Origin of the sequence: Streptomyces sp. HP-A2021 (genome assembly GCF_022807935.1) — a bacterium.
In the GTDB taxonomy this organism is placed as follows: Bacteria; Actinomycetota; Actinomycetes; order Streptomycetales; family Streptomycetaceae; genus Streptomyces; species Streptomyces afghaniensis.
On the sequence record NZ_CP094344.1, the window covers coordinates 7346077 to 7363880 of the forward strand.

At 71.9% G+C, this 17804-nt stretch carries 19 protein-coding genes; 12 read left to right on the forward strand and 7 right to left on the reverse strand.

Annotation, left to right across the window (positions count from 1 at the left end):
- Positions 1 to 12: 12 nt before the first annotated feature.
- Together hrpB and MQE23_RS33160 are read right to left on the reverse strand one after the other, a co-directional pair.
- Positions 13 to 2553: an ATP-dependent helicase HrpB gene (hrpB, locus tag MQE23_RS33155; protein ID WP_243381024.1), complete on the reverse strand. Its 2541-nt coding sequence runs from the start codon at positions 2551 to 2553 to the stop codon at positions 13 to 15.
- 4 nt (positions 2554 to 2557) lie between these two features.
- The gene (locus tag MQE23_RS33160; protein ID WP_020275716.1) at positions 2558 to 3418 is read right to left on the reverse strand and encodes a class I SAM-dependent methyltransferase; all 861 of its coding nucleotides are present in this window, start codon (positions 3416 to 3418) and stop codon (positions 2558 to 2560) included.
- A 314-nt stretch (positions 3419 to 3732) separates the two neighbouring features.
- Between MQE23_RS33160 and rpsA the strand changes: the two genes are divergently transcribed.
- The 4 genes from rpsA to MQE23_RS33180 all read left to right on the forward strand — a co-directional run bounded on the left by rpsA (position 3733) and on the right by MQE23_RS33180 (position 7496).
- Positions 3733 to 5232 (forward strand): 30S ribosomal protein S1, encoded by a 1500-nt coding sequence (gene rpsA, locus MQE23_RS33165; protein ID WP_020275717.1) that lies wholly within the window; start codon positions 3733 to 3735, stop codon positions 5230 to 5232.
- Between the two features lie 173 nt (positions 5233 to 5405).
- Positions 5406 to 6344, forward strand: a complete 939-nt coding sequence (locus MQE23_RS33170) for a PAC2 family protein (RefSeq protein ID WP_037672104.1) — start codon at positions 5406 to 5408, stop codon at positions 6342 to 6344.
- Between the two features lie 100 nt (positions 6345 to 6444).
- Positions 6445 to 7065 (forward strand): dephospho-CoA kinase, encoded by a 621-nt coding sequence (coaE, locus tag MQE23_RS33175; protein WP_243381025.1) that lies wholly within the window; start codon positions 6445 to 6447, stop codon positions 7063 to 7065.
- Positions 7066 to 7115: 50 nt separating this feature from the next.
- Complete coding sequence (locus tag MQE23_RS33180; protein WP_020275720.1) at positions 7116 to 7496, forward strand: tetratricopeptide repeat protein; 381 nt, start codon at positions 7116 to 7118, stop codon at positions 7494 to 7496.
- A gap of 39 nt (positions 7497 to 7535) precedes the next feature.
- Here MQE23_RS33180 and MQE23_RS33185 read toward each other — a convergent pair whose 3' ends face one another.
- Positions 7536 to 7799 (reverse strand): DUF6343 family protein, encoded by a 264-nt coding sequence (locus MQE23_RS33185; RefSeq protein ID WP_037672107.1) that lies wholly within the window; start codon positions 7797 to 7799, stop codon positions 7536 to 7538.
- Positions 7800 to 7958: 159 nt separating this feature from the next.
- On the opposite strand from MQE23_RS33185, the gene MQE23_RS33190 reads away from it, so the two are divergent.
- Together MQE23_RS33190 and MQE23_RS33195 are read left to right on the forward strand one after the other, a co-directional pair.
- Entirely contained in the window at positions 7959 to 8648 is a 690-nt protein-coding gene (locus MQE23_RS33190; RefSeq protein ID WP_037672109.1) for a class I SAM-dependent methyltransferase, read from the forward strand.
- Between the two features lie 157 nt (positions 8649 to 8805).
- A complete protein-coding gene (locus MQE23_RS33195; protein WP_243381026.1) occupies positions 8806 to 9270 on the forward strand; it encodes a DoxX family protein in 465 nt (154 codons plus the stop codon).
- Between the two features lie 18 nt (positions 9271 to 9288).
- Here MQE23_RS33195 and MQE23_RS33200 read toward each other — a convergent pair whose 3' ends face one another.
- Positions 9289 to 9900, reverse strand: a complete 612-nt coding sequence (locus MQE23_RS33200; RefSeq protein ID WP_243381027.1) for an RNA-binding S4 domain-containing protein — start codon at positions 9898 to 9900, stop codon at positions 9289 to 9291.
- Positions 9901 to 10032: 132 nt separating this feature from the next.
- On the opposite strand from MQE23_RS33200, the gene MQE23_RS33205 reads away from it, so the two are divergent.
- The 3 genes from MQE23_RS33205 to MQE23_RS33215 are packed head-to-tail and all read left to right on the forward strand — an operon-like array spanning position 10033 to position 12757.
- Entirely contained in the window at positions 10033 to 10665 is a 633-nt protein-coding gene (locus MQE23_RS33205) for a helix-turn-helix domain-containing protein (RefSeq protein ID WP_020275725.1), read from the forward strand.
- Positions 10662 to 11999 (forward strand): MFS transporter, encoded by a 1338-nt coding sequence (locus MQE23_RS33210; protein ID WP_243381028.1) that lies wholly within the window; start codon positions 10662 to 10664, stop codon positions 11997 to 11999. The genes MQE23_RS33205 and MQE23_RS33210 overlap by 4 nt, the downstream gene beginning before the upstream one ends.
- A gap of 53 nt (positions 12000 to 12052) precedes the next feature.
- Positions 12053 to 12757 (forward strand): uracil-DNA glycosylase, encoded by a 705-nt coding sequence (locus MQE23_RS33215; protein WP_020275727.1) that lies wholly within the window; start codon positions 12053 to 12055, stop codon positions 12755 to 12757.
- Here the strand turns inward: MQE23_RS33215 and MQE23_RS33220 are convergent.
- Complete coding sequence (locus MQE23_RS33220; RefSeq protein ID WP_020275728.1) at positions 12754 to 13446, reverse strand: GntR family transcriptional regulator; 693 nt, start codon at positions 13444 to 13446, stop codon at positions 12754 to 12756. The genes MQE23_RS33215 and MQE23_RS33220 overlap by 4 nt on opposite strands.
- A 146-nt stretch (positions 13447 to 13592) precedes the next feature.
- On the opposite strand from MQE23_RS33220, the gene MQE23_RS33225 reads away from it, so the two are divergent.
- Positions 13593 to 15044 carry an NCS1 family nucleobase:cation symporter-1 gene (locus MQE23_RS33225; RefSeq protein ID WP_037672121.1) on the forward strand — a complete coding sequence of 484 codons (1452 nt, stop codon included), beginning with the start codon at positions 13593 to 13595 and terminating at the stop codon, positions 15042 to 15044.
- Positions 15045 to 15049: 5 nt separating this feature from the next.
- Positions 15050 to 15772, forward strand: a complete 723-nt coding sequence (locus tag MQE23_RS33230) for an aspartate/glutamate racemase family protein (RefSeq protein WP_020275730.1) — start codon at positions 15050 to 15052, stop codon at positions 15770 to 15772.
- A 21-nt stretch (positions 15773 to 15793) separates the two neighbouring features.
- Here the strand turns inward: MQE23_RS33230 and MQE23_RS33235 are convergent, their stop codons facing one another.
- Together MQE23_RS33235 and MQE23_RS33240 are read right to left on the reverse strand one after the other, a co-directional pair.
- Complete coding sequence (locus tag MQE23_RS33235) at positions 15794 to 16402, reverse strand: gamma carbonic anhydrase family protein (protein ID WP_243381029.1); 609 nt, start codon at positions 16400 to 16402, stop codon at positions 15794 to 15796.
- A 17-nt stretch (positions 16403 to 16419) separates the two neighbouring features.
- The gene (locus MQE23_RS33240) at positions 16420 to 16833 is read right to left on the reverse strand and encodes a RidA family protein (RefSeq protein ID WP_037672122.1); all 414 of its coding nucleotides are present in this window, start codon (positions 16831 to 16833) and stop codon (positions 16420 to 16422) included.
- 147 nt (positions 16834 to 16980) lie between these two features.
- Between MQE23_RS33240 and MQE23_RS33245 the strand changes: the two genes are divergently transcribed.
- The gene (locus MQE23_RS33245) at positions 16981 to 17760 is read left to right on the forward strand and encodes a nucleotidyltransferase domain-containing protein (protein ID WP_020275733.1); all 780 of its coding nucleotides are present in this window, start codon (positions 16981 to 16983) and stop codon (positions 17758 to 17760) included.
- Positions 17761 to 17804 lie beyond the last annotated feature (44 nt).

Here is a 17804-nt window from a genome sequence, read left to right on the forward strand (position 1 = left end):
GCCGTGCGGTGGTCAGCGCCTGAGCCTGGCGCTGGTGTGCCGGGTCGGCTCGGCCCCGGCCGGGTCCTCGGGCCACGGGTGCTTCGGATACCGCCCGCGCAGCTCCGCCCGCACGGCCTTGTAGCCGTCCTCCCAGAACGAGGCGAGGTCGGCGGTGACGGCCGCCGGACGCCCGGCCGGGGACAGCAGATGCACGAGCAGCGGCACCCCCGCGACCCTTGGCGACTCCTGGAGCCCGAACATCTCCTGCAGCTTCACCGCCAGTACGGGCTGCTCGGGCCGGGAGTAGTCGATGCGGATCCTCGACCCGCTCGGCACGGTGATCCGCTCCGGGGCGAGCTCGTCGAGCCGCCCGGCCTCCCCGGAGGCCCAGGGCAGCAGCCGCGTGAGCACCTCCCCGGCGTCGATCCGCGCCAGATCGGCCCGCCGACGGGCCCGGCTCAGCTCCGGCTCCAGCCACTCCTCCACGCGCGCGTGGAGCGCGTCGTCGGACACGTCGGGCCACGGATCACCGAGGTGCAGCCGCAGAAACGCCAGCCGCTGCCGCAGGACACCGGCCTCCGGCGGCCACCGCAGCACCCCGAACCCCTCCCGCCGCAGCCCGTCGAGCAGCGCACCGCGTACGAGCCCGGGGTCGGCGTCCCTCAGCGGCCGCACCGCCAACTCCACGGCCCCCAGCCGCTCCACCCGCCGCGCCACGACGTCCCCGCCGTCCCACCCGACCTCGTCCCGCTCCTTCAACAACGCGCCGGCCGCGAGCCGGGCCGTCTCCTCGTCGACGACAGCCCCGAGCTGCACGCGCGCGTGCCCCTTGCCGACGGGCCGGTCGGCCACGGCGACAGCGACCCAGTCGGCCCCCCGCAGCCCGCTGCCCTCGCCGATTTCGGCACGTGTCCCGGACACCATCAAGCACGCCCCGCCGTCGACCCTGCCGACGCGCTCGGGGAAGGCGAGCGCGGCAACGAGCCCCACCTGCCGATCCTCCGAGGCGTTGTCCCACTTCCCGACCTCAACCCCTGGACCCGAGATACGGGTGGGCGGGTGGGAAACGCCTGAAACGACGGCCCGCAGTCGCCGAACCTCGCTCCGCCACCGCGAGGCATAGGCGTCACCCCCACGCCGAGCGCGACGCAAAGCACCCGCCAGATCATCGCCGTACTCCCGCGGAGGCTCCTCGCTCAACAGGGCGACGACCTCCGAGGCACGCTCGGCCCCCACGAACGGAACAGAATCCACCAAAGCCCGCCCCAGCCGGGGATGAAGCCCCAGCCGGGCCAGCGCAGCGCCCCGCTCCGTGGCCCGCCCGCCGGAGTCGACGGCCCCGACTGCCGCCAGGACATCCCGCGCCGCCGCCATCGCCCCACCCGGCGGCGGATCCAGCAACGCCAGCCCGGACGCGTCCGGATCCCCCCAGCACGCCACCTGAAGCGCGAACGCGGTCAGGTCGGCCACCTTGATCTCCGGCGACGGAAAACGCGGCAGACGCGCGTCCTCGGCCTCCGCCCAGCACCGGTACACCGCCCCCGGCGCCTCACGCCCGGCCCGCCCCGCCCGCTGCCGCCCGGCCGCCTGTGACGCCCGTACCGTCGTCAGCGCGCTCAGCCCGCGCGCGTGGTCGACGCGAGGCTCCCGCGCCAGCCCCGAGTCGACGACCACGCGCACACCGGGAACCGTCAGCGACGACTCCGCCACCGACGTGGCCAGCACCACCCGGCGCCGCTGACCGCCGGCCAGCACGGAGTCCTGGACGGCCGCGGGCGCCCGCCCGTGCACCTGGAGCACCTCGACGTCCCCGAGCTCCCCGAGCTGACCGGCGACCCGGGCGATCTCGCCCACGCCCGGCAGGAAACACAGCACGTCCCCGTCCCGCTCGGCCAGTGCCCGCCGCACCACCGACGCCACATGCGTCAGCAGCGCCGGATCGACCCGCATCCCGTGCGGCGGCCGTACGGGCCGCACCGGCGGCGCCCACACGACCTCCACCGGATACGCCGCCCCCCGGGCCTCGACCACCGGAGCGCCGCCCAGCAGCTCGGCCCACCCCTGCGCGTCGGTCGTCGCCGAGGCGGCCACCAGCCGCAGTTCCGGACGGAGCGTCTGCCGTACGTCCCACAGGAACGCCGCCGCCGTGTCCGCGTCCAGATGCCGCTCGTGGCACTCGTCGAGCACCACCGCATCGGCACCGGCCAGCTCCTGGTCCCGCTGCAGCCGCTGCACCAGCACACCGGTCGTGACGACCTCCACGCGCGTGTGCCGCCCGACGACGCGTTCCCCGCGCACCGTGTAGCCGACGCTTTCGCCCACCTTCTCGCCCAGCAGCCACGCCATGCGCCGCGCCGCCGCCCGTGCCGCGATCCGCCGCGGCTCGGCGACGACCACCCGCCGCCGGGGCCCCTCCCCGAGCAGCCCCGCCAGAGCCAGCGGCACCAGGGTCGTCTTGCCGGTGCCGGGCGGCGCCACGAGCACGGCGGTGCCGTGTCCCTCCAGGGCGTCGTCCAGGGCCGGCAGGGCACCGCGCACGGGCAGGGCGTCCAGGGCGTCGTAACGGATCACGCACTCAGTCTCGTACGCACACGAAGATCGCCGTCCCCGGGATCAGGTTCCCGCGCAGCGGCGACCAGCCGCCCCACTCGGACGTGTTCCAGGCCGGCCACTCCGGCTCCACCAGGTCCACCAGCCGGAAGCCCGAGGCCACCACGTCCCGGACGCGGTCGCCGAGCGTGCGGTGGTGCTCGACGTAGACAGCGCGGCCCTCCTCGTCCTGCTCGACGTAGGGCGTGCGGTCGAAGTACGAACCCGACACCGACAGTCCCTCCGGTCCAGGCTCGTCCGGGAAGGCCCAGCGGATCGGGTGCGTCACCGAGAAGACCAGACGGCCCCCGGGCCGCAGCACCCGGCGCACCTCCCGCAGCACCAGCCGCGGATCGGCGACGAAGGGCAGCGCCCCGTACGCCGAGCAGACCAGGTCGAACGAGCCGTCCGCGAAGGGCAGCGCTCCGGCGTCGGCGCACACCAGGGGGAAAGGCCCGCCGATGCGCAGCGCGTGCTGCAACTGCCGGTGCGAGATGTCCAGGGCCACCGGGCGGGCTCCCTGGCCGGCCAGCCAGCGCGAGCACTGCGCCGCGCCCGCGCCGATCTCCAGGACGTCCTTGCCCTTCAGCTCCTCCGGCGGGCCGAGCAGCTCGGCCTCCACCTCGTCCAGACCCTCGGGGCCCCACACGAAGCGGTCGTCACCGAGGAAGGTGCCGTGCTCGGTCTGGTACTCGTCCGCGTTGCGGTCCCACCAGCCCCGGTTGGCCCGGGAGCTCTCCGTGACATCTGCGTCACGCCGGGTCGCCTCCGGTTCGGACGCTTCGGGCTCTTGGATGATCGGCTCCCTCGTCGTACTCTTCCGTCCAGCCGGTCCCGGAGGGGGCACGAAAGGGGCGTCGCACGCCCTGCGTGGCCTCGGACGACACGACTTGTGCCGGGTATGCGGTGTTCCGCCCCGGGTGGGCGGCTTCGCGCATTGACCCTGCCCGGCTGCCCCCGTATGCTACAAGTTGCGCTGCGGGCCTGCGCACCTCAGACGTAGCAGGCTGCGCTCGCATCTGTATGTATGTCCCCTCGGTTGTCGAGGCGCCACCGATCTTGTGTGGCGCTTCCTTGGCTGTCCGGCTTCTGCAGAGCGAAACGGGCTCCCGGCGTAGCAGTACCTACGACTTCAATGTCCGTACCGGAGCCCTTTCCCACATGACGAGCAGCACCGAGACCACCGCCACCACCCCGCAGGTAGCGGTCAACGACATCGGTAACGAGGAAGCCTTCCTCGCCGCGATCGACGAGACGATCAAGTACTTCAACGACGGCGACATCGTCGACGGCGTCATCGTGAAGGTCGACCGGGACGAGGTCCTGCTCGACATCGGTTACAAGACCGAAGGTGTGATCCCGAGCCGCGAGCTCTCGATCAAGCACGACGTCGACCCCAACGAGGTCGTCGCCGTCGGTGACGAGATCGAGGCCCTTGTTCTCCAGAAGGAGGACAAGGAAGGCCGCCTGATCCTCTCGAAGAAGCGCGCCCAGTACGAGCGTGCCTGGGGCACCATCGAGAAGATCAAGGAAGAGGACGGGATCGTCACCGGTACCGTCATCGAGGTCGTCAAGGGTGGTCTCATCCTCGACATCGGCCTCCGTGGCTTCCTCCCGGCCTCCCTGGTCGAGATGCGCCGCGTTCGCGACCTCCAGCCCTACGTGGGCAAGGAGCTCGAGGCCAAGATCATCGAGCTCGACAAGAACCGCAACAACGTGGTCCTGTCCCGCCGTGCCTGGCTGGAGCAGACCCAGTCCGAGGTTCGCCAGACGTTCCTCACGACCCTCCAGAAGGGTCAGGTCCGTTCCGGCGTCGTCTCCTCGATCGTCAACTTCGGTGCCTTCGTGGACCTGGGTGGCGTCGACGGTCTGGTTCACGTCTCCGAGCTGTCCTGGAAGCACATCGACCACCCCTCCGAGGTCGTCGAGGTCGGCCAGGAGGTCACGGTCGAGGTCCTCGACGTCGACATGGACCGCGAGCGCGTCTCCCTGTCGCTGAAGGCGACCCAGGAAGACCCGTGGCAGCAGTTCGCCCGCACCCACCAGATCGGCCAGGTCGTGCCCGGCAAGGTCACGAAGCTGGTTCCGTTCGGTGCGTTCGTCCGCGTGGACGAGGGCATCGAGGGTCTGGTCCACATCTCCGAGCTGGCCGAGCGCCACGTGGAGATCCCGGAGCAGGTCGTCCAGGTCAACGACGAGATCTTCGTCAAGGTCATCGACATCGACCTCGAGCGCCGTCGCATCAGCCTCTCGCTGAAGCAGGCCAACGAGTCCTTCGGTGCCGACCCGTCCGCGGTCGAGTTCGACCCGACCCTGTACGGCATGGCCGCGTCCTACGACGACCAGGGCAACTACATCTACCCCGAGGGCTTCGACCCCGAGACCAACGACTGGCTCGAGGGGTACGAGAAGCAGCGCGAGGAGTGGGAGCGCCAGTACGCCGAGGCGCAGCTGCGCTTCGAGCAGCACCAGGCGCAGGTCATCAAGTCCCGCGAGGCGGACGAGAAGGCCGCTGCCGAGGGTGGTGGCGAGGCCGCCGCTCCGGCCGCGTCCGGCGGTGGCGGTTCGTACTCCTCCGAGGGCCCGGACAACTCCGGCGCGCTGGCCTCGGACGAGGCGCTCGCCGCGCTCCGCGAGAAGCTGGCGGGTGGGCAGAGCTGAACGCCCACTGAGCTGTAGCTCCTGACTGAGGGCCCGCACCTTTCGAGGTGCGGGCCCTCAGCGTGTGTCAGGGGGCGCTGTCCCAGCTGCCAAGATCAATGTTCTCCTTCTCCGGGGAATGCCCATGCCCGCAACGGCGTTGTGGAGTATGAACACGAGGAGGAGCGGTCACTGTGCTAGATCCGCAGGGCTTGTACGCATGGGAGCCGAAGGGGCTGGCCGTCGTCGACATGGCGCTGGCCCAGGAGTCGGCCGGACTTGTCATGCTCTATCACTTCGACGGATACATCGACGCGGGCGAGACGGGCGACCAGATCGTCGACCGGCTGCTCGACTCGCTGCCCCACCAGGTCGTCGCCCGATTCGACCACGACCGGCTCGTGGACTACCGCGCCCGCCGCCCGCTGCTGACGTTCAAGCGCGACCGCTGGAGCGACTACGAGGACCCCGCCATCGAGGTGCGACTGGTCCAGGACGCCACGGGAGCGCCGTTCCTGCTGCTGTCCGGCCCCGAGCCGGACGTGGAGTGGGAGCGTTTCGCCGCAGCCGTCAAGCAGATCGTGGAGCGGCTCGGCGTCCGCCTCTCGGTGAACTTCCACGGCATCCCGATGGGCGTCCCGCACACCCGGCCCGTGGGCCTGACCCCGCACGGCAACCGCACCGACCTCGTCCCGGGCCACCGCAGCCCGTTCGAGGAGGCGCAGGTTCCCGGCAGCGCCGAGTCGCTCGTCGAGTACCGCCTGCTCCAGGCCGGGCACGACGTCCTGGGCGTCGCGGCCCACGTCCCGCACTACATCGCCCGCTCTCCGTACCCGGACGCGGCACTGACGGTCCTGGAGGCCATCACGGCGGCGACCGGACTGGTGCTGCCGGGCATCGCCCACGCCCTGCGCTCGGACGCTCACCGCACCCAGACGGAGATCGACCGGCAGATCCGCGAGGGCGACGAGGACCTCACCGCACTCGTCGAGGGCCTTGAGCACCAGTACGACGCGGTCGCGGGCGCCGAGACCCGGGGCAACATGCTCGCCGAGCCGGTGGACATCCCCTCGGCGGACGAGATCGGCCGCGAGTTCGAGAAGTTCCTGGCGGAGCGTGAAGGCGACGGCTGACAGCCGTGCCCCGACAGGGGCGCGGGGAACTGCCCGACGAGCCCTCCACCGGCCCGCACCCTCCACACGGCATCCCGAGCGGAGCGTCTAGGCTCGGCTCATGCTGAAGGTGGGCCTGACCGGCGGTATCGGCGCCGGCAAGAGTGAGGTGTCACGGCTGCTCGTCGAGTGCGGTGCCGTGCTGATCGACGCGGACCGCATCGCGCGGGAGGTCGTCGAACCGGGGACCCCGGGGCTCGCCGCGGTCGTGGAGGCCTTCGGCGAGGAGGTGCTCGCGGCCGACGGCAGCCTGGACCGGCCCAGGCTCGGCTCCATCGTCTTCGCCGACGCGGCGAAGCTCGCCACGCTCAACTCGATCGTGCACCCCCTCGTGGGAGCCCGCTCCCGCGAACTCGAGGAGGCCGCCGCCGCGGACGCGGTCGTCGTGCACGACGTCCCGCTCCTCACAGAGAACGGCCTGGCGCCGCTGTACGACGTCGTGATCGTCGTCGACGCGAGCCCCGAAACCCAGCTCGACCGCCTCGTCCGGCTGCGCGGCATGACCGAGGAGGACGCACACGCGCGGATGGCCGCCCAGGCGACACGCGAGCAGCGCCGGGAGATCGCGGACATCGTCATCGACAACGACGTCCCGCTGGCGGACCTGGAGCGCCGCGTGAAGGACGTGTGGGCCGAGCTGGCACGCAGGTCGCAGGCGTCCCGGCCGTCCGCACAGGAATAGCGGCATCGCGCGGGGGCGTTGAACCCCTGCAGTGAGGGAAGGACTCTGCCGTGCCCGAGACCAGCGGTTCGACCGGACGTACCCCGGAGACGCACGTCATCGACTTCCGTGCCGCCGAGCAACTGCTCGCGGCGCGGGACCCGCGGGGCGCTGTGAAGCTGCTCGACGGAGTCATCGCCGCGCACCCGGAGAACACCGCCGCGCGGCTGCTGCGCGCCCGTGCCTTCTTCGCGGCGGCGCAGCTGCGGCCCGCGGAGCTGGAGTTCTCGATCGTCCTGGAGCGCGAGCCGGACAACGCGTTCGCGCACTTCGCGCTCGCCCGCACATATGAGCGGCAGAACCGCCCCGACCAGGCCAAGCGCCACTTCCGCCTGGCCGCCGCGCTGGATCCGAACCCGCGGTTCCTGAAGGCGGCGCGCTTCGACTCGTGAGCGGCCCTCCCCGCCTGGCCTGGCGGTGATCGGTCCGCCTCAGGGACGATCTCGCGGTGGACGGTAGGGCGGGATGTCGGGGCCCGGCTGGTAGTGCGGGCCCTGGCGGATGTGCCTGAGGACGATGACGAGGTCGATCGTGACGACCAGCAGCAGCGCACCACACGCGATGGCCCAGCCGGTCCGCCCCGCGAGCGTGAAGGCGACCGTCCCGAAGAGCGCCCAGACCAGCCCCCACAGGCTCAGCCAGAAGCGCGCCCGCAGGGCACTGCGCGCGGTCGTCGGTTCACTGCCTGTACGCATCACGATCTCCGCTCCTCTCTGCAACGTACTCCTCGCCGCGGACGCCGACCAACGGGGGAGCCGGGCCGGCGCGGGACGTCGTTCACTCGGGCGGGTGAACAGGGCGCGGACGGGAACGGGCGTGCGGGTGCGGTCCGTTGGGCGGGCATGGAGCTGAAAATGCGTGAGGGGTACGAGGGGACGGGACCCGGGGCCATCACCCCGGACGGCTGCGCGGTGGAGTTCTACTCACGGCTGCCCGTCGGGGACGAACCGGAGATCATCGCGGCGGCGGTGCCGACGGGCGCGCGCATTCTGGAGCTGGGCAGCGGTGTCGGGCGCATGACCCATGCCCTCCTGGAGCGCGGGTTCGAGGTCACGGCTGTGGACGAGTCCGCCGACATGCTGGAGCGCGTACGCGGGGCGCGGACGATATGCAGCCCGATCGAGGACCTGGACCTGGGCGAGACGTTCGACGTGGTGCTGCTCGCGTCGTTCCTCGTGCACGCCGGGGACGCCGAGGTGCGGCGGGGCCTGCTGCGCACGTGTGTGCGGCATGTCGCGGAGGGCGGCTCCGTGCTGATCCAGCGGGAGGGCGAGGACTACCACGCGAACGTGCCGCGCGAGCGGGTGGACCCCAGCGGTTTCACCGTCCGGATCGTGTCGTCGGAGCCGGTCGGCGACGGGGTCAACTCGGTGCGCGCGGAGTACGAGTTCCCGGACGCGGTCTGGACCCAGACGTTCCGGGCACGACCGCTGACCAGGGAGCAATTCGAGGAGGCACTGAACGAGACGGGCCTGAGGGTGGACCGGTACCTGACGGAGGACCGGGTCTGGGTGCGGGCGGTGCCGGACGTTCCAGGCGGCTGAGGTGTGTGAGAGGTCGTACGGGGTGGGGAGGCCGGGCGACCGACCCACTTCGCTCGGCTCGAGTCGGTGAAAATCCGCCGGAGGGCGATGAGTTCCAGGACGAGGGGCGGTCTATCCCTGCGACATCATCACGGACCGCTTCCCCCAGGAGACCTCCATGTCCGAGACCAACGCTTCCGCCACCGCCGCGCCCTCGGTCCCGGCCGGTGTCCTCGCCGCCGAGTCCGCGACCGCCCGCGGGCGGCGTGCCCGGATCGCCTTGCGTGGTCTCCAGGTGCTGCTCGCCCTCATGTTCGGGATTGCGAGCGCCGTGCCCAAGCTGATCGCGCACCCGTCGGCTGCCGAGTCGTTCGAGAAGCTCGGCTGGGGCAGTGCGGGGATGTACACCATCGGCGTGCTCGAACTGGCCGGAGCGGTCGCCCTGTTGATCCCCGTGCTCCAGTCGGTGGCGGCGATGGCGCTGGGCGCGCTGATGGTGGGCGCGTTCGTCGTCCAGATCGCCGTCATGGACGGGCAGTACGCGGCGACGCCGGTCATCCTGCTGGTGCCGCTGGTCCTCATCGCCTGGGCGCGGCGGAAGCACAACGCGGAGCTGCTGCGCCTGCTGCGGCTCCGGGCGTGACCGTGCCAGGTGCGCTGCTCACGGCCTCGGTTTGTGCGACCCTCCGCCGGGACCGGGACCACCGGGGCCGGGGCCGAAGCCGCCACCCGGGCCGGGTGCGGGGCCTGGACCGGGGCCGGCCAGGCCGCGCAGGCGTTCCATTTCGCGGCGGTCCCGCTTCGTCGGGCGGCCCGCGCCGCGGTCGCGGACGCCGGCCGGGGTGATGGCCTCGCGGGGCGGTGGCGGCGGCGAGTTGTCGACGTAGCACTGGGCGGCCACGGGGGCGCCGACCCGCTTGCGGATCAGCCGTGTGACGACGACGACCCGCTCCCGGCCCTCGTGCCGCAGGCGTACCTCGTCGCCGACGCGTACCGCGTGGGCCGGCTTCACGCGCTCGCCGTTGACGCGGACGTGCCCGCCCCGGCAGGCGGTGGCGCCCAGGGAACGGGTCTTGACGAGGCGTACGGCCCAGATCCAGCTGTCGACCCGGACGGTCTGGCCGCTCTGCGGCCCGGCGGCCTCGGCAGCGGCGATGGCCGCCGCGATCTTCGGGTCCGCGGTCTTCGGGTCCGCGGTCTTCGAGTCCGCGGTCTTCGAGTCCGCAGCCTTCGTGTCGCCCGCCCCGTCGTACTCCGCGCCTTCAGAAGCCATGTCCCCGACCTTAGTCCTTCGAGTCACCGGTTTTCGGGCCGTCCGGGCGGGGAACCGGCCTCCAGGCGTTTCTGCAAAACAAGTTTTGCAGAAACTCTTTGGTAAATGCCCGTGGCGGCCTACTCTCCCGGCATGGACAGTGACGAGCACAAGCGCGTACTCGACCCCGAGCACGACACGGACGCCCTGAAGGCCCTCACCCACCCCCTGCGCATCCAGCTGCTCGGGCTGCTGCGGCAGGACGGGCCCGCCACGGCCAGTGAGCTCGCCGCGCGGACGGGGGAGTCGTCGGCGTCGACCAGTTACCACCTGCGGGTACTGGCGAAGTACGCGTTCATCGCCGAGGCCGAGCACCGTGACGGGCGGGAGCGGCGCTGGCGTGCCCGGCACACCGTGACGTCCTGGAGCAACGAGGCGATGGAGTCCTCCGAGGCGGGCCGTGCCTTCGTCAGCCTGGCGCGGCGGCGGCAGCTGGAGCACCTGGAGATGTCCCTCGCCCGGCACGAGGCGGACATGGCCGCCGGGCGGTTCGGCCAGGAGTGGGTGGAGCCGTCCGGGATCAGCGACCTCATGCCCCGGCTGACGGCCCGGTCGCTCACCGAGCTCTGGGACGCCGTGGCCCGGAAGCTGGAGGAGTTGACGGCCCGGGACGCGGACGACCCCCGCGCCGAGAACGTCCTGTTCCTCACCGCCGGGCTGCCGCTCGCCCCCCACGACCGTGGGGACACGGGCCGCGAGGAGACGGGCCGTGAGGACGCCTCGTGACCGAGCTGACCCAGCTGACCGAGCTGCGGACCGTTCGCCGCCGCTACGTCACCGTCTGCGCGCTCTTATGGCTGCCGGCAGGCCTCGGATTGGCCTCGATGGTCCTGCTGTTCAGCGACCGCGGCATGTCCCTGGCCGCGGTCGCGGGGCTCTTCGCCGCCCACTCGCTGACCGTGGCCGCGCTGGAGCTGCCCACGGGCGGGCTCTCCGACGTCGTGGGTCGCCGGCCGGTCCTGGCCACGTCCGGTGTACTCAACGTGGTCGCCTGCGTCCTGGTCGGCCTCGGTACCACCGCGTGGGTGCTCACCGCCGGCATGGTGCTCATGGGCGTGGCCCGGGCCCTGGCCAGCGGCACCGCCGAGGCCTGGTACGTCGACACCGTCCAGGAGAACTCCGGCCCGGACGCCGAGCTGCGCACGGGCCTTGCCCGGGGCGGCTCCGCGACCTCCGCCGCGCTCGCGGCCGGCATCCTGCTCGGTGGTGCCCTGCCCTGGCTGCTCGGTCTCGGGCCCGGCCTCGGCGGCCGGTTGAGCGAGGCGACATCCGGTGCGGTACTGCCCCTGTCCGTTCCCATCCTGCTGGCGGCTGCCGTCAGGGTCGTCTTCGTCTGCTACGTACTGGCCGTGCTGCGGGAGCCGCCGCGACCGCCGGCCACCCTGCGTTCGGTGCTGCGCGGCGTCCCGGTCACCGTCCTGGACGGGCTGCGGCTGGGCGGCCGGGACACGCTGGTCCGCCGGGTTCTGCTCACCGCCGCGGCCGTCGGCTGCGCCCTGGCCACCATCGAACTGCTCATCCCGGGCCGCACCGTCGAGCTGACCGGAGCGCCCGGCTCCGGAGCGATGGTGTACGCCGCGCTCGCCTGCGCGGGCTTCGTCTGCAACGGTGTCGGCAGCCACCTCGCGCCGCTCGCCGCCCGGACCGCGGGCAGTGGCGAGCGGGCCGTGCTGGTCTGTCTCGGGACGGGCGCGGGCGGCATGCTGCTGCTCGGTGTCACCGCGGCCACCACGCACCCGCTCGCCACGGCCCTCGCGGTCGTCGGCTTCTGCTTGCTCTACCTCGGCATCGGCGCCGCGTCCCCGAACCAGAACGACCTGCTGCACCGCCGCGTCGCCGGCGCGGGCCGCGCCACCGCCCTGTCCGTCCAGTCCCTCGCCCTGCAACTGGTCGGCGCGCTCACCGGCCTCGTCGTCGGCGCGTTGCGGCCGGGCCCGCTGCCGTGGCTGCTGACCGGTGCGGTGCTGTTGTCCGGTGCCCTGCTCTGGCTACGCCGCGTCGAGGCACGGTCCGCGCCGGAGACGACCACCACCCCGGGCTCACGTGCCGGCCTGTCCTGAGCCTTCTGCCTCCCGGTGAGGGGGGCGGCCCCACCGCCGCCTACGGTGGAGTCATGGACGCCAGCGGTCTTCCCCTCCTGGACCAGCGCATCGCGGACTGCCGGGCCTGTCCGCGACTCGTCTCCTGGCGTGAGGAGGTGGCCCGGGCGAAGCGAGCCGCCTACGCGGACTGGACGTACTGGGGACGGCCGGTGCCCGGGTTCGGTCCGGCGGACGCCCGGCTGCTGATCGTCGGACTCGCCCCCGCCGCGCACGGCGGCAACCGCACCGGCCGGATGTTCACCGGCGACCGCTCGGGGGACGTCCTGTACGAGGCGCTGTACGACGTCGGCCTCGCCTCCCGACCCACCGCCGAGCACGCCCACGACGGCCTGGAGCTGTACGGCGTACGCGTCACCTCGCCCGTGCACTGCGCCCCGCCCGCGAACAAACCCACCCCTCAGGAGCGGGACACCTGCCGCCCCTGGCTCGTGCAGGAGCTGCGGCTGCTGCGTCCGACGCTGCGGGCCGTGGTCGTGCTCGGCGCCTTCGGCTGGCAGGCCGCGCTCCCCGCGTTCGCGGAGGCGGGCTGGTCCGTGCCCCGGCCCCGGCCCGCCTTCGGCCACGGCGCCCGGTTCCACCTGGACGGCCTGGAGCTCTTCGGCTGCTTCCACGTCAGCCAGCGCAACACCTTCACCGGCCGGCTCACCCCGGCGATGCTGCGTGACGTCCTGCGGACGGCCGCGCGGGCGGCGGAACTGCCCACCGAAAGCGGCTAAGGAGCCTCCTCCCCGAAAGTCTCCTCCTCGAAAGCCTCCGCCCCGAACAGATGCCGCACCGTGGAGCGGTAGTTGGTCCGCACGTGTGTGAGCGCGTGCGCGCGGGCCCGGTCCGGGTCGCCCGAGGCGATCGCCTCGTACAGCTCGCGGTGCTCCACGAGCAGCTGCGGCCATTCCTCGTTGCGCCGGGTCATCCAGCGCAGCCGCCCGGCGACCGGTTCCAGGGCCTCGGTCAGCAGGCTGTTGGCGGCCATCGCCACGATGCGGTCGTGCAGGCGGCTGTTGAGGTCCGTGATCAGCTCGGCGTCCCCGGCCTCGGTGGCGGCGGCCGCCCGGTCGAGGAGCTCCTGGACCTCGGCCAGGTCCTGCGATGTCGCGCGGGACGCGGCGAGTCCGGCGGCGTAGACCTCCAGGGCCTCGCGCAGTTCGAACAGTTCCTTGACATCGTTCGGGGTGAGACGGCGTACGACCGTGCGGCGGGGCGTCTCGAAGTGGACGAAGCCCTCGGCGACGAGCGCCCGGATCGCCTCCCGGACCGGAACGCGCGAGACGCCGAAGCGCTCCGCCAGCTCGCGTTCGACCAGGCGGTCGCCGGGACGGAGGCTGCCCGCGATGATCTCCTGCCGCAGGTCGGCCGTGACGCGTTCGCGCACCGCTCCGAGGGGTTCGATCTTCGTCATGGAACCCATCCTCGCCGACGCGGAGCCTCTTTTACGGAGCGTTAACAAGAGCGACATCGGTCAGAACGGTTGACGGCGAGACCATGTGCGCAGTTTGGTATACCAAACCCCTCATAGAGCAGTCCTCCTTCGTCCCCTTGCTCATGGAGGCCCCCGTGTCCCTCGCCGACCGTGCCGAAGCCACCGGCACACCAGCGTTCGTCCCCGATCCCCGGCTCACCAACGAAGACCTCGCGCCCGCCAAGAAGCGCAACTGGAAGGTCTTCGACCTCTTCGCCATGTGGATGTCCGACGTCCACAACCTCGGCAACTACACCTTCGCCGCCGGACTGCTCTTCCTCGGCATGAACGTCTGGCAGATCTTCACGTCCCTGCTCGTCGGGTTCGTGATCATCTACATCGGCATGAACTGGATGGGGAAGATCGGGCAGCGCCACGGCGTCCCCTTCCCGGTCGTCAGCCGGATCGCCTTCGGCGTCTGGGGCGCCAACATCCCGGCGCTGATCAGGGCCGTGATCGCCATCATGTGGTACGGCATCCAGACCTACCTGGCCTCCGTCGCCGTCAACGTGATGCTGCTCGCGGCCTGGCCCAGCCTGGAGTCGTGGACGCACAACTCGTTCCTCGGGCTGGACGCGCTCGGCTGGGTCTCCTTCATCGCGCTGTGGCTGGTCCAGGCGGCGATCATCAGCCGGGGCATGGAATCGGTCCGCAAGTTCCAGGACTTCTGCGGCCCGGCGATCTGGCTCGTGATGATCGCGCTGGCCGTGTGGATCCTCGCCAAGGCCGGCTGGACGATCTCGCTCACCTCCACCCCGCACCCGGTGTCCGTCGGTGAGCAGTGGCGCCAGTGGTTCGGCGCGATCGGCCTGGTCCTCGCCACGTACGGCACGCTGATGCTCAACTTCTGCGACTTCTCCCGCTTCGCGCCCGACTACAAGTCCGTCAAGCGCGGCAACTTCTGGGGCCTGCCCGTCAACTCCACGGCCTTCGTGATCGTGTCGGTCATCGTCACCGCGGGCGCCTTCGAGGTCTTCGGCAAGGAGATCACGGACCCGGCCTACCTCGTCGCGGAGATCGGCAACACCTGGGTGCTGGTGCTGGGCGCGCTGACCTTCGCCATCGCCACCATGGGCGTCAACATCGTCGCCAACTTCGTCTCGCCGGCGTACGACCTCGCCAACGTCTGGCCGCAGAAGATCACCTTCAAGGTCGGCGGCATGATCAGCACGGTCGCGGCCCTGCTCGTCACGCCCTGGAACCTCTTCTCCAACCCGACCGTCGTGAACTACTTCCTCGGCGGCCTCGGCGCGTTCCTCGGCCCCCTGTTCGGCGTGATCATGGTCGACTACTACTGGGTCAAGCGCGGCCGGGTGAACGTGGACGAACTGTTCGACGCCACACCCGGCTCCCGCTACCACTACCGCAAGGGCTTCAACCCGAAGGCACTGTGGGCGTTCCTGCCGGCGGCCGGTGTCGCGGCGGTCCTCGCGCTGGTGAAGACCTTCAGCGACGTGGCGCCCTACTCCTGGTTCATCGGCACGGCCATCGCGGCCGGCCTGTACGCGGCCCTGTGCCGCCCCGAGCGCGCCACCGCGGAGGTCTGAGAGACGTGCGGATCGTCGTCACCAACTGCAACACCACGCAGGAGATGACCGAAGAGATCGTACGAGGTGCCCGGGCCGCCGCAGGCCCGGGCACCGCCGTGACCGGTCTGACCCCCGCCTGGGGGCCGGAGTCCGCGGAGGGCTGGCTCGACAGCTACCTGTCCGCCGCGGCCGTCCTGGACACACTGCGCACCTACGACGGACCGCCCTACGACGCCGTGGTCATGGCCGGCTTCGGGGAGCACGGGCGCGAGGGCGTCCGGGAACTGGTGGACGTACCGGTCGTCGACATCACCGAGGCGGCCGCGCACCTGGCCTGTCTGCTGGGCCGCCGCTACGGCGTGGTCACCACGCTGGAGAGGTCCGTCGGCCAGATCGAGGACAGCCTGGAGACGGCGGGCGTGGCCCGGAACTGCGCCGCGATCGTCGGCACGGGCCTGAACGTGCTCGACCTCGGCGACGACGAGCGCACCGAGACGGCGTTCCTGGCCGCCGCCGAGCGGGCGTGCGCGGCAGGGGCCGAGGTACTGGTGCTGGGCTGCGCCGGCATGACGGGGTTGCAGCGGCTGGTCGGCGAGAAGCTGGGCCTGCCCGTCGTCGACGGGGTCGCCGCCGCGGTCAAACTGGCGGAATCGCTGGTGGCGCTGGGGCTGAGGACGAGCCGAGTGGGGAGCTACGCCGAGCCGCTGGCGAAACGGAGGGTGTGGGGGAGGCCCGACAGGCCCTAGGCCACACCGGGTCATGCCGAGTCATGCCGGGCCGTCGTCGAGTGTGACGTCGTCGTGATGAGCCCCGTAGAACGCCACCTGGCGGGCCATGACCTCCCGCATCGACGTGCCGCGCGGGATGCCGTACACCGTGCCGGGGAAGTCCAGCGCCTCCTGCACCTGCCACAGCTCGTCGTGCTCGCCGGGGGCGAAGAGCCGGGCCCGGGGCGCTCCCGCCGCGATCCAGCCGATGGGCAGGACGGTGCCGGGCGGCAGCACGGAGTTGACGTGCAGCACGCTGTGGATCCGCAGTTCGGATCCGGCACTCGCGACGGCGCCCGGGAAGACGCAGGCGCCGGTGGCCACGAAGACCTCGTCCTCCAGGGTCGCCCCGTTGACATGGGCGTGCGGGCCGACGAGCACGGTGTCACCGATCACCGTGGGGTGCCGGGCCCGCCCCCGCACCAGCGCGTTCTCCATGACGACGACGTCCGAGCCCACTCGCACCTCCCCGTCCTCGGCGGTGAGCACGGCCCCGTGCAGCACCCGGCTGCGCTCACCGAGGACGACCGCCCCGCACAGGACGGCCGTCGGGGCGACGTACGCGGACTCGGGGACGACGGGGCGCCGCCCTCGGTGTTCGATCAACATGGCGTTCTCCTCAGGCCTCAGGCCGGCGGCTCGCCGGGCACGACCGCTGTCGCCGTAATCTCCACCAGCTGCCCCGTGTACCCGAGGCACGCCACGCCGATCAGCGTCGACGAGTGCGGACCGGCACTGAGCCCGGACGCCTCGACGACGCCCCAGACGGCGGACAGCACGGCCGGCTCACTGCCCACGACGTACACGTCGGTCGCCACGACGTGCGCCAGGTCGCTGCCGACGGCGCGTAGTTGCTCGCGAAGGTTGTCGATCACCTGCTCGGCCTGCCGCACGGGATCCCCGGGGCCGACGAGTTCGCCGTCGGCGTCCAGTGGGACGGACCCGGCGAGGAAGGCGAGTTTCGTGCCGGCCTCCACGACGGAGGCGTGGGAGTACGTGGGCGGTGGAAACAGGCTCGGGACAGTGACTCGCTGGATCACGGGGATCTCCGATCTACGGGCGGCAGCCGAGGGCAACCCACCGATCATGCGAGCCCCGGCACGCGGACGCACCCGTATTTCGGTTCACCCCGACCGGGCCGTCCCCCTACGCTTCTCCGGACCCCGTCACCCGCCCGCCCAGGAGCAGTGCCCGTGCCCACCCTCCCGGACCAGACCTTCCTCGGCACGACAGCCGACCGCCTCGCCGCCCTCCCGACCGTCAAGGCCGTCACCCTCGGCGGCTCCCGAGCCCAGGGCACCGAACGCCCGGACAGCGACTGGGACCTGGCGATCTACTACCGGGGCGCCTTCGATCCGGACGACCTGCGGGCTGTCGGCTGGGAAGGCGAGGTCTCCGAACTCGGCGCGTGGGGCGGCGGCGTCTTCAACGGCGGCGCCTGGCTGACCGTCGACGGCCGGCGCGTGGACGTGCACTACCGCGATCTCGACGTCGTCGAACATGAGGTGGCGGAAGCGGAAGAGGGCCGCTTCCGCGTAGAACCGCTGATGTTCCACCTGGCGGGCATCCCGACGTATCTGCTCGCCGCCGAACTCGCGATCAACAAGGTGCTGCGGGGCGAACTGCCGCGCCCCGCGGCCTACCCGCCGGCCCTGCGCGAGACCGCCCCGGCCCACTGGCACGGCATGGCCACGGCCACCCTCGCGTATGCGAAGGCGGGCCACGCCCCGAAAGGCGCCGTCACCCAGGTCGCGGGCGCGATCGCCCTCGCCGCGACCCAGACGGCGCACGCGGTGCTGGCGGCACGGGGGGAGTGGGTCACGAACGAGAAGGGCCTCGTCGCGCGTGCCGGGCTGGATGAAGCGGACGCACTGGTCGGGAACCTGACGGCGAGTCCGGACCTCCTCGCCCGGGCGACCGCCGACGCGGAAGCACTCTTCGCCCGCGCCGTGGAGTCGGCCCTCTGATCGCCGGCCCCTGGGACGCGATGCGGTACACGACAGCTGAGGCT

Coding starts and splice junctions, on each gene's coding strand:
- rpsA (WP_020275717.1), top strand. CDS start 3,733: ATGACGAGCAGCACCGAGACCACCGCCACCACCCCGCAGGTAGCGGTC.
- MQE23_RS33205 (WP_020275725.1), top strand. CDS start 10,033: ATGGACAGTGACGAGCACAAGCGCGTACTCGACCCCGAGCACGACACG.
- MQE23_RS33195 (WP_243381026.1), top strand. CDS start 8,806: ATGTCCGAGACCAACGCTTCCGCCACCGCCGCGCCCTCGGTCCCGGCC.
- MQE23_RS33190 (WP_037672109.1), top strand. CDS start 7,959: ATGCGTGAGGGGTACGAGGGGACGGGACCCGGGGCCATCACCCCGGAC.
- coaE (WP_243381025.1), top strand. CDS start 6,445: ATGCTGAAGGTGGGCCTGACCGGCGGTATCGGCGCCGGCAAGAGTGAG.
- MQE23_RS33215 (WP_020275727.1), top strand. CDS start 12,053: ATGGACGCCAGCGGTCTTCCCCTCCTGGACCAGCGCATCGCGGACTGC.
- MQE23_RS33185 (WP_037672107.1), bottom strand. CDS start 7,799: ATGCGTACAGGCAGTGAACCGACGACCGCGCGCAGTGCCCTGCGGGCG.
- MQE23_RS33235 (WP_243381029.1), bottom strand. CDS start 16,402: ATGTTGATCGAACACCGAGGGCGGCGCCCCGTCGTCCCCGAGTCCGCG.
- MQE23_RS33220 (WP_020275728.1), bottom strand. CDS start 13,446: ATGGGTTCCATGACGAAGATCGAACCCCTCGGAGCGGTGCGCGAACGC.
- MQE23_RS33200 (WP_243381027.1), bottom strand. CDS start 9,900: ATGGCTTCTGAAGGCGCGGAGTACGACGGGGCGGGCGACACGAAGGCT.